General features: G+C 58.8%; 16 protein-coding genes. 9 read left to right on the forward strand and 7 right to left on the reverse strand.

The window, feature by feature from the left end:
• The first annotated feature begins 58 nt into the window (after positions 1-58).
• Together DXT96_RS01240 and DXT96_RS01245 are read left to right on the forward strand one after the other, a co-directional pair.
• The gene (locus DXT96_RS01240; protein ID WP_153513266.1) at positions 59-697 is read left to right on the forward strand and encodes a F0F1 ATP synthase subunit B; all 639 of its coding nucleotides are present in this window, start codon (positions 59-61) and stop codon (positions 695-697) included.
• A 1-nt stretch (position 698) separates the two neighbouring features.
• Positions 699-1,184 (forward strand): F0F1 ATP synthase subunit B, encoded by a 486-nt coding sequence (locus DXT96_RS01245; RefSeq protein ID WP_153513267.1) that lies wholly within the window; start codon positions 699-701, stop codon positions 1,182-1,184.
• A gap of 526 nt (positions 1,185-1,710) precedes the next feature.
• Here DXT96_RS01245 and DXT96_RS01250 read toward each other — a convergent pair.
• The 3 genes from DXT96_RS01250 to DXT96_RS01260 all read right to left on the reverse strand — a co-directional run bounded on the left by DXT96_RS01250 (position 1,711) and on the right by DXT96_RS01260 (position 5,012).
• Positions 1,711-2,733: a RelA/SpoT domain-containing protein gene (locus DXT96_RS01250; RefSeq protein ID WP_246670517.1), complete on the reverse strand. Its 1,023-nt coding sequence runs from the start codon at positions 2,731-2,733 to the stop codon at positions 1,711-1,713.
• Positions 2,734-2,863: 130 nt separating this feature from the next.
• Positions 2,864-3,517, reverse strand: a complete 654-nt coding sequence (locus tag DXT96_RS01255) for a ribonuclease HII (protein ID WP_153514131.1) — start codon at positions 3,515-3,517, stop codon at positions 2,864-2,866.
• Between the two features lie 337 nt (positions 3,518-3,854).
• On the reverse strand, positions 3,855-5,012 hold the full coding sequence (locus tag DXT96_RS01260; protein WP_194287519.1) for a PA0069 family radical SAM protein: 1,158 nt from the start codon (positions 5,010-5,012) through the stop codon (positions 3,855-3,857).
• A gap of 306 nt (positions 5,013-5,318) precedes the next feature.
• On the opposite strand from DXT96_RS01260, the gene DXT96_RS01265 reads away from it, so the two are divergent.
• Positions 5,319-5,837, forward strand: coding sequence for a glycosyltransferase family 2 protein (locus DXT96_RS01265; protein ID WP_153513268.1), 519 nt, complete (start codon positions 5,319-5,321; stop codon positions 5,835-5,837).
• Between the two features lie 159 nt (positions 5,838-5,996).
• Complete coding sequence (locus DXT96_RS01270) at positions 5,997-6,857, forward strand: glycoside hydrolase family 75 protein (protein ID WP_153513269.1); 861 nt, start codon at positions 5,997-5,999, stop codon at positions 6,855-6,857.
• A gap of 71 nt (positions 6,858-6,928) precedes the next feature.
• Here DXT96_RS01270 and DXT96_RS01275 read toward each other — a convergent pair whose 3' ends face one another.
• Genes DXT96_RS01275 through DXT96_RS01285 form a run of 3 tightly spaced genes read right to left on the reverse strand, consistent with a single transcriptional unit; the run spans position 6,929 to position 10,054 of the window.
• Positions 6,929-8,359: an FAD-binding oxidoreductase gene (locus DXT96_RS01275; protein WP_153513270.1), complete on the reverse strand. Its 1,431-nt coding sequence runs from the start codon at positions 8,357-8,359 to the stop codon at positions 6,929-6,931.
• A 48-nt stretch (positions 8,360-8,407) separates the two neighbouring features.
• Positions 8,408-9,385, reverse strand: a complete 978-nt coding sequence (locus DXT96_RS01280; RefSeq protein WP_153514133.1) for an L-threonylcarbamoyladenylate synthase — start codon at positions 9,383-9,385, stop codon at positions 8,408-8,410.
• A gap of 60 nt (positions 9,386-9,445) precedes the next feature.
• On the reverse strand, positions 9,446-10,054 hold the full coding sequence (locus DXT96_RS01285) for a DUF6656 family protein (protein ID WP_371418762.1): 609 nt from the start codon (positions 10,052-10,054) through the stop codon (positions 9,446-9,448).
• Between the two features lie 332 nt (positions 10,055-10,386).
• Here DXT96_RS01285 and DXT96_RS01290 point away from each other — a divergent pair, with 332 nt between their 5' ends.
• The 4 genes from DXT96_RS01290 to DXT96_RS01305 all read left to right on the forward strand — a co-directional run bounded on the left by DXT96_RS01290 (position 10,387) and on the right by DXT96_RS01305 (position 14,106).
• Positions 10,387-11,631 carry an aromatic ring-hydroxylating dioxygenase subunit alpha gene (locus DXT96_RS01290; protein ID WP_153514134.1) on the forward strand — a complete coding sequence of 415 codons (1,245 nt, stop codon included), beginning with the start codon at positions 10,387-10,389 and terminating at the stop codon, positions 11,629-11,631.
• Positions 11,632-11,638: 7 nt separating this feature from the next.
• Entirely contained in the window at positions 11,639-12,721 is a 1,083-nt protein-coding gene (locus DXT96_RS01295) for a hybrid-cluster NAD(P)-dependent oxidoreductase (protein ID WP_149898697.1), read from the forward strand.
• A 177-nt stretch (positions 12,722-12,898) separates the two neighbouring features.
• On the forward strand, positions 12,899-13,363 hold the full coding sequence (locus DXT96_RS01300; RefSeq protein ID WP_153513272.1) for a BA14K family protein: 465 nt from the start codon (positions 12,899-12,901) through the stop codon (positions 13,361-13,363).
• 221 nt (positions 13,364-13,584) lie between these two features.
• Positions 13,585-14,106, forward strand: coding sequence for a BA14K family protein (locus tag DXT96_RS01305; protein ID WP_153513273.1), 522 nt, complete (start codon positions 13,585-13,587; stop codon positions 14,104-14,106).
• 57 nt (positions 14,107-14,163) lie between these two features.
• On the opposite strand, the gene DXT96_RS01310 is transcribed toward DXT96_RS01305, so the two are convergent.
• Entirely contained in the window at positions 14,164-15,159 is a 996-nt protein-coding gene (locus DXT96_RS01310) for a transporter (protein WP_153513274.1), read from the reverse strand.
• A 223-nt stretch (positions 15,160-15,382) separates the two neighbouring features.
• Here DXT96_RS01310 and DXT96_RS01315 point away from each other — a divergent pair, with 223 nt between their 5' ends.
• A complete protein-coding gene (locus tag DXT96_RS01315) occupies positions 15,383-17,167 on the forward strand; it encodes an acyl-CoA dehydrogenase (RefSeq protein WP_153513275.1) in 1,785 nt (594 codons plus the stop codon).
• Positions 17,168-17,172: the final 5 nt, after the last annotated feature.

The following is a 17,172-nucleotide window of genomic DNA, read 5'->3' on the forward strand; positions in this document are numbered from 1 at the left end:
CGGCCCGCACTGTAGCGTGTCGTGATCCTTCGCATTTGCAGTCCCCCTGGAGGTGAGCATGTTCGTGACCGAGGCTTTTGCCCAGTCAGCACCGACCGTAGGTGAAACGCATACGGAAACTCCGGCTGTTGGCCAGCCACAACCGGCAGCCACGCACACGGAAACCGGTGTCGCACATGGTTCCGAAGGTGCTTCCGGCGTATTCCCGCCGTTCGATCACACTACTTATGCATCGCAGGTCCTTTGGCTGGCGATCACGTTTGGCCTTTTTTATCTGCTTATGCAGAAGGTCATCGTTCCTCGCGTCGGCGGTATTCTCGAAAACCGTCATGGACGCATCGCACAGGATCTCGATGAAGCAGCACGGCTGAAAAGCGAAGCTGACGCAGCCGTCGAAACCTATGAAAAAGAACTCGCGGCAGCCCGCGCCAAGGCAAGCTCGATCGGCTCCGCGGCACGTGACGCCGCCAAGGCCAAGGCTGATGCCGACCGCGCCGCCATCGAGGCAGGACTTGCTGAAAAGCTGGCCGCCGCCGAAAAGCGCATTGCAGGCATCAGGGATCAGGCTTTCGCCGATGTCGGCGTCATTGCCGAGGAAACCGCGACCGCAATCGTCGACCAGCTGGTTGGCGCCAAGGTCAAGGATACCGACGTCAAGGCCGCAATCGCCGCCGCTTCTAGCGTGAAGGGAGCCTGACATGGCATTTGATGCATCATTTTTCGCTCTTGTCGGTCTCGTCCTTTTCTTTGTCCTGATCGCCTATCTCAAGGTTCCGGGCATGCTCTCCAAGTCTCTGGACGAGCGCGCCCAGAACATTCAGGACGAGCTGGCCGAAGCCAAGCGTCTGCGTGAAGAGGCCCAGCACCTGCTGGCCGAATATCAGCGCAAGCGCAAGGAAGCCGAAGCCGAAGCCGCCGGCATCGTTGCCGCCGCTGAACGCGAGGCAGCCGCTCTGACGGAAGAAGCCCGGCAGAAGACGGAAGAATTCGTCGCCCGCCGCACGGCCCTTTCGGAACAGAAGATCAAGCAGGCCGAAGAAGACGCCATCGGCGCCGTCCGCGCCGCCGCCGTTGATATCGCCATTGCCGCTTCCGAGAAGCTGCTGGCCGAAAAGACCACGGCTGCCGCAAAGGCCAAGCTTTTTGCCGACACGATCGGCGAAGTGAAGTCGAAGCTGAACTGAGATTTACTCGGGCTATTCAAGACCCCTCCGGTGCGAGCCGTGAGGGGTTTTTTGTTTGTGTTAGAAAAGACTATCAGAGATGCGACGCGGCAGCCAAGGATGGAACTCAATCAACATGTAAGGACGCTGCGGAAGTTGTAATCGAATTCTCTCTTTTGAGGGAGATACGCTTTCCGGCGATACATGGGTGATTGCTGGGGATGTATCGGACAAATTGAGGTCGATCATGGCGGTGATCCGCCGAAGAAATTTCGATTAGATTTGTAGCAAAGGAAATCTAATGTGGCTGGGGAGGAACTCCACGGAATGCCGAAGTCACAAACATTCTTCCAGCAACATCCAAAATATTGGCGTGCCAAATGACCGGTTATCGCTATGTCCGAACTTTTAGCTAGGATACCAGCGTGTATAGCGCCTGGTCAGATTGCGCACATCCCCTTGGAGCTGCGGTTTCGGAATTTTCACGCGCTCCTGCTGAATCAGAGTGAATTCTAGCGCATCTTGACCTCGAACAATCCTTCTCAGATTACTTCAAGAAGACTCCCACGTCGCCGAAATAATTCGGGTAGGTTCGCACGAGGTTGTTAATGCGTGAGACTTCGACGGTTACGACTTTCGCACGTGTAAAGCCTTCCTCAATTTGCCGTTCGATGAACGCGAGACGAGCCTGAAGCTGCAATATTTCAGAGTATCGCTCGACCGTAACGGTGTGATCATCGTTGTTATAAATAATTAAGAAGAATTTCCCATCACCATAGAGGTATGTCTCGGCATAGGTGGTCGCTGTGCGAATATTCTCTAAAGTGGAGATTGCGTCCAGCTTCGCTTCTAAAGTCTTGATTTCAGCAATTCGAAGCGGTCGGTCAGACACGCCAGAGCCAACAGCGCAGCCCTCGACATATGCGAATTCACCCGACATAAGCTTGAACAGACGGAGCCAGTCGGTATTGCCGTGATGATGTTTCAAGTCCTCGCCGTTGAACAGGCTTACAGCTTCAACTGCGGTCGCCCATGAGTGTTGGAGGCGTGTTCTAATTTGAAACTCCACCCGGCGACCGGCAAAAATTGCTTGTTCCTTCCTCCGAGGGCAAAACTCGAAAGAGATATGGTGGCTACGATACCCGTCGTCTTTCGGCGCATCTATGTAAGGCCATTGCCGCCGGTCATGATGAGGGAATCCGTCATTGATCGCAGCAAGCAAGGAACGAACACCTGCGATATCATCGAGAATGGCGCGACAGCCTCCTATATCCTGCATACGGTCGAGGTGAATGTCGGATTCACGGAGCTTCCTTCGAATGCTGGCCATACGCTTTGGTCGAGCCGCCATATCGCCCTTAATACCAATGTTGCGCATGCGATATGCGGCAGAGAGATAGACGGAGCGCATGGGAAAAAAATGGCTGTCGCGCCATGAGTTTGCGACTGCAAAAACATGATGCGCGTCGCGCCAGTCAACTGCGGAGTATAGGTTCAGTTCGTCCTTTAGACGTTTTCCAGCGGCTCTTACTTCCTGCATACTGAATTTAAGTTCAGGGTAAACCGGCATCGCGAATCTGATCCAAATGTTCACCCAAGGATACTAGAAATTTTTATTTGAACAATCATCAACCCGAGGGCGCAATACACAGATTAGCACGCGTAATCTACGTGCTCGGCCCTCTACTACTCCGTCCAGATCAATCCCGCTTCAACGGCCGAAAGCTCATCCTGTGCAACGGGCAGGGGCCGTTGCTTTCGATAGCGCGCAAATGAGCGGGCGTGCCGTAACCGGCATGGCCTTCAAAACCATAGGACGAATGCACCAAACCGGCGCGTTCCATCATCCGGTCGCGGGTCACCTTGGCTATGATCGAGGCGGCGGCGATGGAGAGGGAGCGGGAATCGCCCTTGATGACGGCTTTGGCTTCGCAGGTGATGCCCGGCGGCCTGTCGCGGCCATCGGCCAGCACGAGGGCGGGGGAGGTTTCGAGGCCGAGTACGGCGCGGCGCATGGCGTCGAGGCTGGCGCGCAGGATATTCATGCTGTCGATCAGGCCGGGGCCGGAGGAAGCGACCGATACGATCGATGTTTCCATGATCTGTACGAAGAGGCTTTCCCGCTTCAGCTTCGTCAGCTTTTTGGAATCGTCCATACCCTCAGGGATATTGTCCGGATCGAGAATGACGGCGGCCGCAACCACCGGGCCGGCGAGCGGCCCACGGCCCGCCTCATCCGTGCCTGCCACGGGCCAGAGGCCGTTCTTTTTTGCCTCAAGCTCGAAAGAGAAATCCGGGCCGGTATCGGCAAGATCGAAGAGGGCAGGAGAATCGGGTGCGGTGCGGCGTTTCATGCGGCGAAACTTGCACACACACCCGATCTCCTGCAAGCCCCCGGAGGCGGGCGATGACAGCACGGGTGAGCCGGGTCGAGGGGCATGGCTCACTGTGCCTTCGAGGTCATCATGACCTTTGATCCTCCAGCGGGGCGGCGGAGGAAAAACGATCGCACGCGAGGCGGCGGTTCCGGGGGGCGATGTCCGGCTGGCCAGGGAAAACCCGCCGGGCATTTCATGGGGAGTGTGGCCGCTAGAAGGGAAGAGGCCAGCGCTCCTTGTCGTGTTCTGCCTGATATCGCCGCACGCGCTGTGCGGTGCTTCGATCAGGCTGGATGTTTTCAGCGTCCGTTTTTCAAAGCAGCGACAATTGCACCCCTGCGCCGCCCGGAGGCACAAAGAGATCGTCGCGCAGATGAATGCCTCGGCGGATGAGGCCAAGCCGCTTCGTCGCCATCTCGAAACGCCTGCCGATCTGCCAGGCGTAAGGGCCGGCCCCCTTCATGCGTTTCCCGAATTCCGCGTCGTAGTCCTTGCCGTCGCGCATGGAGCGCACCAGTGACATGACGTGACGATAACGGTCCGGATAGTTGCGCAGCAGCCAGTCGCGGAAGAGCGGGCTCACCTCCAGCGGCAGGCGCAGCAGCACGTAAGACGCTTCGGTCGCGCCGGCGGCCTTGCCGGCTTCAAGGATCCGTTCGATTTCGTGATCGTTGAGCGCCGGAATGACAGGCGCCATCATCACGGCGACCGGAATGCCGGCTTCCGTCAGCGCCTTGACCGCTTCCAGCCGCTTCTCCGGCGTGGCGGCGCGCGGCTCCATATTGCGCGAGAGCTTGCGATCCAGCGTCGTCACGGAAATGCCGACCTTGGCGAGACCCTTTTTGGCCATCGGCGCCAGAATGTCGATATCCCGCTTGATCAGCGCCGATTTGGTGACGATGGCGACGGGATGGTCGGCCTTGGCCAGCACTTCCAGTATCTGCCGCATGATGCGCCACTCGCGTTCGATCGGCTGATAGGGATCGGTATTGGTGCCGATGGCGATCACCCGCGGCTTGTATCCCGGTTTCGCCAGTTCTCTTTCCAGAAGCTTCGCCGCATCCGGCTTGGCGAACAGCTTCGACTCGAAATCCAGCCCGGCTGAAAGACCCATATAGCTGTGTGTAGGCCTCGCGAAACAATAGATGCAGCCATGTTCGCAGCCGCGATAGGGGTTGATCGAACGGTCGAAGGGGATATCGGGGGAATCGTTGCTGGTGATGATGCTGCGCGGCTTTTCCACCTGCACCTCGGTGCGGAATTCCGGCATGTCTTCGAGTGTCTGCCAGCCATCGTCGAAAACCTCGCGCTGCAGGGCCTCGAAGCGTCCATCCGGATTGATCCCGGCGCCACGGCCGCGACGACGGTCGATCTCGATCCGCAGGCCCGATGCATCGGCCAACGCATTGGCAATATCTGGCATATGGCTCGGCTGGAAGGCAGCCTGCCCCGAAAGCGTATGGTTTCTCATCTGGATGCTCCAAGAGCGCCGCGGGTTGGAAGGCCCACCAGACACCCTAAACCGTTTCCGTTCGAGCAGGCTTTCATCACCTCTTCGATGATTAAATTCCTAACTCAAGAGCGAGAACAATACAAGAACAAAAAACACAAATCCGCTCTCATTCCACATTGTGTCAGAGATGCCCCATATTGTGTGCGGGACGCATTGCGGGCTGATCCAGCAGGTGGGTGGGATGGTGGTCCGTATGGAAAATGGCGGATTTTACCGTGACGGGTGCAGTGGCAATTTATTGTGCGATGCGTTAGAGCTATGCATATGTTGACAGTCATAATGGAATGCCGGGATCAGGAACCGGAGTTGGCGCATACCTTGTCTGCGCTTGTAACCGGTGCCGTGGAAGGGCTTGTAAGCGATGTGGTGATCCTCGATCACGGTTCGCGCGATGGATCGTCGCGTGTCGCCGATGCCGCCGGTTGCCGCTTTTATGGGCAATGGGATATTGAAGATGTCATGCGCTCTGCGCGTGGACAGTGGATATTGCTGGTGGAGCCGGGTGCGCGGCCGCAAAGCGGCTGGATTGAGGAAATACTGGAATATGTGACGGTATGTGCGGAGCCGGCGCGGTTTTCCCCGTCCCGTTATCACAAACGTCCGTTTTTCAGCCGAATCATGCGCCGCCCGCCGCCGTTGGAATATGGCTATCTGATGCCGAAAAAACATGCGGTGGCGATTGCGAAATCCGGCATGGGCCTGACGCAGTTCGTCCATGCGCCAAAACCTCGCCGCCTGAATGCGGAACTGGTTCCCGCCTGGACCGCCCGGCCGTCGGGTTAGCCCGCAATCCTGAAGCTTCCAGAAGAGTAATTCTGAAGAGCTGAAGATTGAAACGGGCAGAAATGGCGGGGAACACCAGATTCTGTCCCTGAATAAGACTGGACTCGACTCCTGAATGAATAAATGCAACCTATACATGTTTTGTAGGGGGAGGGTTGCATGTCATACGGATTTTTCAAGTCGAATTCTTCGAAAATTCACGCTGTCTTTTGCGCTGCCACACTATTGGCGCTGCCAACGACTGCCCTGTCTCAGGCCCTATGCGGAACGGGAGGCGTCGTTTTTTCCACAAAGGAACTCAAGGTCGATGCCGATGGGGCGCCCAACTCTTATCTCGTGAATGGGGAGGGGCTGTCTTATACCTGCGACGGGCTGACTGCTGTCGGTTCAACACCCGATACGGACCCAAAGGGATGGCAAAAAAAATGCCAGGATGCCTGGAAGAAGGCCGTTGCCACGGGTGATTATTCGAAGGTCAGAATATTTGGCTTTTCGAAAGATGAGAACAATAAGCCGATAATTCAAAAAGCCGGCGATCCCTTGCCGGGCAAGGCTTTTATCACCGAAACATCTGTTTCGGTTCCCGATGGACCGGCAGGAACACAAAGGCATTGGGTCGATGCCACCGAAATTCCCTATGTTGTTTTGTCCAGCAGCTTCGTGAAGAAATATGGCGTGAAGGACGGCGATATCGCCGTGGTCTATCGCCCGGCGACCAAGCGCTTCGCTTACGGGGTTTATGGTGACGGCGGCAAGCTCGGTGAGGCTTCCGTGCGCTTCCATCAGGATATCGGCAACAATCCGCTGGTGAACAGAGGTGGCGTTCTGAGAGCGAAATCGGGCATTGCCGACCAACGCAAAAATAAAGATCCAATCCCGGTTATTACGGTGGTGTTTCCCGGAAAGACGTCTCACCCGACCGTTGATGCTAAAAAATGGCGGGCTGAAATTGCGGCAATGGGAAAAACGCATTTCGACAATTGGGGCGGTCTTCAGAAATTGATCGAATGCGCCCGTTAGTTTGAACTGGCCCTATCGTCACCAAAAGCGGGCGGCCAAAACCGCCCGCGTCAACCCTCCCAATCGCCTATCTACCCGGCGGCAAGCACCTTGCCGGGGTTCATGATGCCGGCGGGGTCAAAGGCGTGTTTGATGCGCCGCATCAGGTCCATTTCGATGCCGGGCCGAATGGCGGCCAACTCGTCGCGTTTTAGCTGGCCGATGCCATGTTCGGCGGAAATGGAGCCGCCAAGCGACAGAACGATACCGTGGACGATCTCGTTCATGTCCCGCCAGCGGCCGAGGAACTCGGCCTTGTCGGCACCCACCGGCTGGGAAATATTGTAATGGATGTTGCCATCGCCAAGATGGCCGAAGGCGCAGACGCGGGCGCCGGGAATAGCGGCGATGACCGCCTTTTCCGCCGTCGCCATGAATTCCGGTATTTTCGAGACCGGCACGGACACGTCATGCTTGATCGAGCCACCTTCCGGCTTTTGCGCATCCGACATGCTCTCTCGCATGTGCCACAGCGCCTGTCGCTGGGCTTCTGAAGCGGCGATCACTGCATCCGCAACCAGCCCAGCCTCAAAACCGCGCTCCAGCAGCGATTGCATCATCGTCTCGGCTGTCTCCGCCGAATCGGAGGTGGAGATATCGATGAGCGCGTACCAGTCATGCGGCGTCTGCAGCGGGTCGCGCACGCCGGGAATATGTTTCGTGGTGAATTCGACGCCGATGCGCGGCATCAGTTCGAAGCCGGTCAGCGCCGTGCCGCAGAGGTTCGAGGCCATTTCGAACAGCTTCAATGCGTCTTCGGTGGAGCCGAGCCCGGCAAAAGCCACCTGATGGCCGAGCGGCTTCGGGAACAGTTTCAGCACCGCGCCGGTGATGACGCCGAGCGTGCCTTCCGAACCGATGAAGAGATCGCGCAGATCATAACCCGTATTGTCCTTTTTCAGCCGGCGTAGCCCGTTCCATATTTCGCCGGTCGGCAGGACGACTTCAAGCCCAAGGCACAGCTGGCGCATATTGCCATAGGCAAGCACCGCCGTGCCGCCGGCATTGGTGGCGAGATTGCCGCCGATGCGGCAGGAGCCTTGCGAGCCGAGCGACAGCGGGAACATCCGTTCCACCGTCTCCGCTGCCTTATGGATGTCATCGAGAATGCAGCCGGCATCGGCGACGATGACATTGGCGACCGGATCGATATCGCGGATGCGGTTCATGCGCTCCAGCGACAGGATGATGTCGGTGCCTTCCTCCCGGGGTGTCTGGCCGCCGACAAGCCCGGTATTACCGGTCTGCGGCACGATGGGTGTGCCGGTCTCGCTGGCGAGCTTCAGGATGGCGGCAACCTCTTCAACCGAACCGGGTTTCAGCAGCAAGGGTGAGACGCCGCGATAAAGCCCGCGATTTTCCACCAGACGCAGCGCCATTTCCGCCGGGTCGCGCACCGCATTTTTCTCACCGACAATGGCGGTGAAGCGGTCAAGAATGTCCGAGGAGGGGATGGTGGTCATGGGCGTCTCGCTGTCGTTTGAAACATGGGCGAAAGGGGTTAAGTGCCGTCAGCCTCTCGGTGCGGCGGCGCGGGAAAGGCGGTCGTTGATCGCCTCTCCGAGACCATGTGTGGGAATGGCGGTAATGGCGATGGTCTTCGCGCCGGTCGCATCGGCGGCTTTCAGATAATCGAACAGATTGGCGGCGGCCTCGGCAAGATCGCCGGCGGGGCTGAGATCGAGAACGGTGCGGGCGGTCTCTTCGCCTTTAACGGCAATGCCGCCGAACCGGATCAGTGCTTCACCGGGCAAAACCGATGCGGCATCGAGGCGCACAGTGGCGCCCGGCGCATAGTGCGACGCCAGCATTCCGGGCGCTTCAATGGCGGCAGAGGCTTTTTCGGGCCGTTCCAGCCTCAGGCCGGCAAGGCTCTCGATGTCTTCGGTGACGATACCGCCGGGACGAAGCAGCCGCACCCGGCCATCCTCTTCCACCTTGACGATGGTGGATTCGACGCCGACGGAGGCTGCCCCGCCATCAAGAATGAGATTGATCTTCTGGCCGAGATCGGCCTCCACATGGGCGGCACTTGTCGGGCTGATCTTGCCGGAACTATTGGCGCTGGGGGCGGCCAGCGGCCTGTCGAACCGGCGGATCAGGTCACCGGCGAAACCCTGCGGCACGCGGATGCCGACCGTATCAAGCCCGGCCGTCGCCAGCGAGTGAATGCCGCTTTCCGGTTTCAGGGGCAGAACCAGCGTCAGCGGGCCGGGCCAGAAGGCCTGCGCAAGCTTCAGCGAAATGGGGTCGAAAACCGCATAACGTTCGGCCATGGCAATATCGGCCATATGGCAGATCAACGGATTGAACTGCGGCCGGCCTTTCGTCTCGTAAATGCGGGTGATGGCAGCCGGATTGGTCGCGTCGGCGGCAAGGCCATAGACGGTTTCCGTTGGCAGGGCGATGGGCTGGCCGTCCGCAAGCTCCGTTACGGCTGCCTGCAACGCGGTTTCCCGCTCGTTTTCGATGTTGATATGACGCGCCATGATGCTGCCTTTCAGCGCGCTCAATAGCGTATTTCTGGCCGGGATGGAAAGCGCTATCGTTTATATCGCCTTGATGATCCTGCGCATCTCCTCCGAGCGCGCACCGAGCAGCAGCACATTTTTCAGCGCCACGCGCGGATCATGCGTCTGGAACAGCAGGCCGCCGCGATGGAAGGAGGTATCGACGGCAAATTCCTTATCGGGAAGCGCATTGATGGCGACGGCAAAATACATCCGCGAATAACGCGCATCGATATTCTCGAAGAAGTTTTCGGCACCGCTCAACTCGGCGAAGAAATTCGCGAAATAGAAGGACCAGAGCACGTGGCGTTCAGCGTCGAAACTGGTTTTCGCCGCCGTGACATGACAATAACCGAGATGTGGCCGGTCGTTGAGCAGATGGTGGGAGACCATCTTGGGAAAACGGATGGACTGGTGAAAGGTGTTGAGGCGGCTATGGGTGGCATCGGCGGCGGCTTCGAGCTTGCGCCCGGTCATCGCCGCCACCTCATCATGGCTGTAATAGACGCGCTCCCTCGGCAACCAGCGTTCTTCAAAACGGCTGATCCGGCCGGTGCGCAGGAAATCCGAATGCGCGGTCTTCGACCGTATCGGCATGATCGAATGTCTGGCCGCATCGAAATAACGTATGCGTGTCGCCTTCTCCACCAGGAACGCCCTCGTTGCCTTTGATCAGGCAAGATAATTTAGTTCGCGTTAATACTCCGTTGCGCCGCACCCCCTGTTTTCTGATGGGTGGACAGGCAATTGCGCACTATCATGCGTCATATTGCGACGTGGTTTTGTTCACCGAATAGCTGCCGGATTTAGCAGCGGAATGGGCTGTGGCAGGCATTCGCGCATGTCGCAATTTGTCGCCAATGCGGAAGCCGATGTCGCTGTCTGTGCTGCTGCAAATCACCGCCGGTGTTTAGATGGGATCATGGTTCCGCAGCCCGGTAAATGGTGTCGGGCAGGGCGGTTTGATCGAGGATTTGGCCATGGAATTGCGTGAGACCGTATTGCGCCAGCTGAAGAACCGCCGCGAAGGCTTCAGCCTGGAACAGCCTTTCTACACGGACCAGGATTATTTCAAGCTGGATATGGAAACCATCTGGTATCGCGACTGGCTGTTCGTCGGCCATGATTGCGAAGTGCCCAAATCCGGCAATTATTTCACCGTTCAGGTCGGCTCCTATTCCGTCGTTATCGTCCGGGGACGCGACGGCGAGATCCGCGCCCTTCACAATTCCTGTCGCCATCGCGGTTCCCGCGTCTGCTCCGCCCACAAGGGCCAGTCCGCCCGTCTCGTCTGTCCCTATCACCAGTGGACTTACGATCTGGACGGCAAGCTCTTGTTCGCCCGCCATATGGGCGAGGAGTTTGACAAGGCGGAATTCGGCCTGAAGCCTGTCGCCTGCGAGACCGTTGCCGGTTACGTCTTCATCTGCCTTGCCGACCAGCCGGCGGATTTCGCGCCCATGCGGGCCGAAGTCGAAAGCTACATGGCCCCGCACCGTATCCGGGAAGCCAAGGTCGCGCATGAAAGCACGATCATCGAAAAGGGCAACTGGAAGCTCGTCTGGGAAAACAACCGCGAGTGCTACCACTGCGCCGCCAACCACCCGGAACTCTGCCGCACCTACCCCGAAAACCCCAGTGTCACGGGCACGGATGGCGGCGCCAGCGACCCCGAGATCGGCGGCCACTGGGCGCGCTGCGAGGCCGCCGGCCTGCCGAGCCGTTTCAAGATGGATCCGCAAGGCCAGTTCCGCGTTGCCCGCATGCCGCTGATCGGCGAGGCGGAAAGCTACACCATGTCGGGCAAACGCGCCGTGCGCCGGCCGCTGTCCGAAGATGTCAGCATCAGCCATATCGGCGCGTTGCTGCTGTTCCATTATCCGACGACCTGGAACCACTTCCTTGGCGACCACACCATTTCCTTCCGGGTGCTGCCGCTCAACGCCAACGAAACCATGGTCACCACCAAATGGCTGGTGCACAAGGATGCGGTGGAAGGCGTGGATTACGATCTGGAAGACCTGACCCACGTCTGGAACGAAACCAACGATCAGGACCGCCGCATCGTCGAGGAAAACGCCTTCGGCATCCGTTCACCTGCGTACCAGCCCGGCCCTTATTCCATGGAAGACGAGGGCGGTGTGATGCAGTTCGTCAACTGGTATTCCGATTTCATGATCGACCGGCTTTCCGGCGACAAGGCCCGGCTTTCGGCAGTAGCGTGACGCGAAGATGAATATGGTTGTGACCTATAAGCACATAGACGAGATGAAGCCGTGGAGCGACAAGCTCCAGCTGCTGGAGTGCATTTCGGTGACACCCGAAACGCAGGATGTGATGACGTTCCTGTTCCGCTCCGAGGATCAGAACTGGTTCCGGTATCTGCCGGGCCAGTTCGTCACACTGGAACTGCCGGTGGGCAAGGAGCCGCTCTATCGCACCTACACACTGTCCTCCAGCCCGTCACGGCCCTATGCGCTTTCGGTCACGGTGAAGGCGCAGGCCAACAGCATCGGCACGCGCTGGATGTTCGACAATCTGAAGCCCGGCATGAAAATCCGGGCGCTCGGCCCGCTCGGCGATTTCTCCTATGTGCGGCATCCCGGCGACAAATATCTGTTCATTTCGGCAGGCTCCGGCGTCACGCCAATGATGTCGATGGTGCGCGATATGAGCGACCGTGCGCCGCAGAGCGACATTGCCTTCATCAATTGTTCGCGCTCGCCGTCCGATATCGTCTTCCGCCACGAGCTTGAATATCTCGCCCGCTTCATGCCGAAGCTGTCGCTCGGTTTCATCGTGGAAAATTGCGGCCGCACCGATCTCTGGTCCGGCCTGAAGGGCATGGTCGACAAGGCCAAGATCGCGCTTCTCTCCCCTGACTTCATGGACCGCACCGTGTTCTGCTGCGGGCCGGAGCCGTTCATGGCCGCCGTCCGTTCCATGCTCGATGCGTCCGGTTTCGACATGAGCCGTTACCATCAGGAAAGCTTTTCTCCTGCCGCCCCGGTCAAGGTCGGTGAGAGCGTTCTCACCGATGTGGATGGTGAAGCGCTGTCGATGGTGGGCTTCACGCTGTCCGGAAAAGAAATGGCCTGCCAGCCCGGCCAGACGGTTCTGATGACGGCGCGTGCCGCCGGGGTGCGCATCGGCGCGGCCTGCGAATCGGGTATCTGCGGCACCTGCCGGGTGCTGAAGCTTTCGGGCGAGGTGGAGATGAACCATAATGGCGGCATTCTCGATGACGAGATCGAGGAAGGTTATATTCTCGCCTGCTGCTCGCGACCTTTGACCGATGTGAAGGTTGAAGCCTGACGCGTGTTATCTTCCTGCCCTTCGCCGGATAGTTGTCATGGAACTAAATTTCCCTAAACTCGTTTGCACGTCATCGAATTCTTTTCGGGTGCAGAAACGGGGCTGACCCTTATCTCCGACAAGAGCGAGTGCGTGAAAAGGCGCGGTCCAACGCGCTGAAGCAAACGGAGGAAGATCATGATGAGTTTCCGGACAACGAGCATCGCCACGGCGATGATCGTGTTCATCACAAGCTTTACGCCGTCTCAGGCGTTCCAGGTGCCTGTGCCGATGCCCAAGCCGGCGGTTTCGACCGACAATGTGGTGCAGGTGCAGTACCGTGAATGGGACCGCCGCAATGACCGCAGACACGGCGACCGCATGTACCGTCCGCGTCCGTCGCGTGACGGCTACTACAACGGTCACCGCGGCTATCGTGACCGTCGGGCGGGCTACCGTTATCACAACGGTTACTGGTTCCCGCTGGCCGCTTTCGCCACCGGCGCCATCATTGGCGGCGCGATGCAGAGGCCGGCACCTGCCTATGGCGGCAGCCATGTTTCATGGTGTCAGAACCGTTGGCGCTCGTATCGCGCTTACGACAATACCTATCAGCCGAACAGCGGTCCGCGCCGCATATGCGTATCGCCTTACAGCCGATAACAGGATTTTCGAAAGCCCGGATTTTGATCCGGGCTTTTGTTTTCCGGCCGCCGGATTGAGTAACCGAAGCGTGATGGGATCGTTAATGCTGGGTTCAGGCGAAAACGCCTAGCCTGCAACCTCTAATGTTCCAGCCAGATCGAAAACTGGCCGAGTGAGAAGAAAAAGTGCTATTATTCACGGAGAACGGCCTGTTGACCGTCGTGAATGGAGGAAGTCAGATGAGAAACTATATGAAGAATATCTTGGCTGTCGGTCTTTCTGCGATTGTGGTTGCAGGAGCGATCGTTCCGGCAGAAGCAGCAATGCCATTGCCGATGGCGCCGAAGAGCGTCGAGGCCACGGGCAACGATGCAGGCAATGTCGTCAATGTGCAATATTGGCGCGATCGTGGTGGTCGCGGCGACTGGGGTGACCGTCGTGGCTGGTATGGCGGCCATCGCGGTTATCGCGATTATCGCCCCGGCTATCGTCACCATGACGGTTACTGGTTCCCGCTTGCAGCCTTTGCGACGGGCGCAATCATCGGCGGCGCCCTGTCGCAGCCGCGTGAAGTCTACCGTCCCGTGCCGGAATATCGTCCGCGCCCGGTCTATCGCGAATATCGCCCGGTCCGCCGTGGCGGCATGAGCCAGGCGCATGTGAACTGGTGCTATGGCCGTTATCGTTCCTACGATGCCTATAGCAACACGTTCCAGCCTTACCACGGTCCGCGTCAGGCCTGCTATTCGCCTTACAGCTGATAGAGCGCCAGGCTGAAATTGACAGAGCCGTCCGGTCATCACCGGGCGGCTTTTTTATTACAAAATCCGTGCCCGTTTGAGCACGAACCAGGCAAGCACGACCGAAATCACGATAAAGACGCCGGCCGACAACGTGCCGCCGGTGCCGACCGTAAATGGCAACTCATCCGTATTCATGCCGAAAAAGCCTGTCACCAGCGAGGGCGGCAACAGGAATGCCGTCATCAGCGACAGGATATAGAGGTGCCGGTTGGTTTCCGACGAGAGTTTGGAATCGATTTCTTCGTGCAGCAGCCTTGCGCGCTCCTGCAGGGCATAAACATCGTGATCCACCGCTTCGAGGCGACCCATCAAGCGTGAGGCGACATCTTCAAAACCGTCAGGCATCTCGTCCTCATCGGCGGCCGAAGCGCGTCGCATCAGGGTGAGAACGGTGCGCAGATGCCGGTGCAGGCGAACCACCGTGCGGCGCAGCGGGGCAAGCCGCCGCCGTTCGTCACGGTTCTCGCTGTCATAGACCATGTCCTCGATGGCGTTCAGTTCTTCGGTCGTCTCCATCACCAGATTGATGAGCGAGCGCTGGAATTCCGCAACCAGCCCCTCGAACACGTGTGATGGCGTGAGATAGCGGTTGGAATTCTTGTCAACCGCCGCCTTCAGCCGGTCCACCGAGTGCAGCGGTTGCAGGCGGGTGGTGATGATGAAACGGTCGCTCACCGCAAAATGCAGCCAGCCGAAATCCCGGGTCTCCTTGTCGAATTCCCGCTGGAAATCGACCAGCGTACCATAGAGCGATTTTTCATCGACCACGATGGATGGGTGCGTTTCATGGGTGGTGAGGCTTGCCCGCGCCGCCGGATCGAGGCCGTCGATGGTTTCCAGAAAACCCGCCACCCGCTGGTCCGCGAGATTGAGATGCAGCCAGAAGAAACCTTCGCACTCGGCCATTTCGTGAAAGCGCGCATCGGCCGCCAGCCGGCGGCAGGGGGCTGTGCCGGGGTGGAACTGATAGGCCCAGACAAGGCCGGGAATTTTGGGCGTTATGAGATCCATCGTGGCAGTCCTGACCGGCTGGATGGGAGGAGGGAGGCGTCCGTCGCCCCGGTGTGGGAACGGCAGCGGCGGCATTGCGCCTTTCAGCGCATGCTGAGCAAATTCATATGACAGTTTTATAACAAACCTGCCGAAATGGTGGGAATTTTCAAATTGACGTTTACGTAAAAATCATTTAGCCCGAAGAGCAGCACGATAGGCAAAAGCTTCGGGAGGAGGCAGCATGTATAGCGCGCCGGTGGATGATATCGCCTTTACACTCAAACATGTAGCGGGTCTTGAAGACGCGCTGGCAAAGGGTGTGCTGGGTGATCTCGGTGAAGATCTGGTGGATGCCATTCTCCAGGAAGCCGGTCGTTTTGCCACGGAACAGGTCGCGCCGCTCGCCGATATCGGCGACCGCCAGGGCGCGAAGCTTGCCGACGGCAAGGTCACGACGCCTGATGGCTGGGCCGATCTTTACCGCCGCTGGGCGGAAGCCGGCTGGAACAGCCTGACGGCGCCTGAGGAATTCGGCGGTCAGAACCTGCCGCATATGCTGAATGTTGCAGCCCTCGAAATGTGGAACTCCGGTTCCATGGCGTTCGCGCTGGCGCCAACGCTGACCATGGGCGCGGTGGAAGCCATCGTCACCCACGGCAGCAACGATCTGAAGCGCACCTATCTGCCGAAACTCGTTTCCGGCGAATGGACCGGCACGATGAACCTCACCGAGCCGCATGCGGGATCGGACCTTGGTGTCCTGAAGAGCCGGGCGGAGCGCAATGGTGATGGTACCTATCGTATCTTCGGGCAGAAGATTTTCATCACCTGGGGCGAACACGACGCGGCTGACAATATCATCCACCTCGTTCTTGCCCGCCTGCCGGATGCGCCGGCCGGAACGCGCGGCATCTCGCTGTTTCTCGTGCCGAAATTCTTACCCGACGAAAACGGCGCGCCGGGCAGCCGCAACGATCTTTTCTGCCATTCGCTGGAACACAAGCTCGGCATTCACGGCTCGCCCACCTGCACGATGATTTTTGGCGACGGCAAATTTGGCGACGAGAAGGGCGCGCTGGGCTGGCTGATCGGTGAGGAGAACAAGGGTCTCGCCTGCATGTTCACCATGATGAACAATGCCCGCCTTGCCGTCGGCATGCAGGGCGTGGCGATCTGCGAGGCTGCCACCCAGAAGGCCATCGAATACGCCAAAGAGCGCACGCAGGGCAAGGCGCCCGGCTGGCAGGGTTCCGGCATGAGCCCGATCATCGAACATCCTGACATCGCCAGAACGCTTCTGACGATGAAGGCGCTGACGCAAGGATCGCGGGCGATCTCCTTCAGTTGCGCCCACGCCATCGATATGGCGCATGCGAGCGAAGACGCCCAGCAGCGCGCTCACTGGCAGGAGCGCGCTGCCCTTCTTACGCCGATTGCCAAATCCTTCTCCACCGATGCCGGTGTCGATGTCGCCTCCATGGGCATACAGGTGCATGGCGGCATGGGCTTCATTGAAGAAACCGGGGCGGCGCGTTATCTGCGTGATGCACGCATCGCACCGATCTACGAAGGCACCAACGGCATTCAGGCCATCGATCTGGTGCTGCGCAAGCTGCCGCTTTCCGATGGCGCACAGGTGCGGGGTTTCATCGCCGAACTGCGCGAGATCGCTGCCCGGACGGCCGCTTCGAACCGCGATGATCTCGGCGAGACCGCCCGTTATCTCGAAGCCAGCCTCAACGATCTGGAAACGACGACCGAATGGTTGCTGGACCGCATCAAGGCAAGCGAAACCGAAACCGCACTCGCCGGCGCGACACCCTATCAACGTCTCTTCGGTCTGGCGCTGACAGGTGCCTATCTCGCCAAGGGCGCATTGGTCTCCGTCGATGATGGCAGGGGCGCGCACCGCGCGGCACTTTGCCGTTTTGCGGCAGAAAACCTGCTGGCGGAAACGGCAGCGCTGAAGGATCGCGTCATATCAGGCGCGGCAAGCCTTGCTGCCGCCCGCACCCTATTGGCTTGAGGAGA

This window comes from Agrobacterium sp. ICMP 6402 (assembly GCF_009498615.1).
In the GTDB taxonomy this organism is placed as follows: domain Bacteria; phylum Pseudomonadota; class Alphaproteobacteria; order Rhizobiales; family Rhizobiaceae; genus Agrobacterium; species Agrobacterium burrii.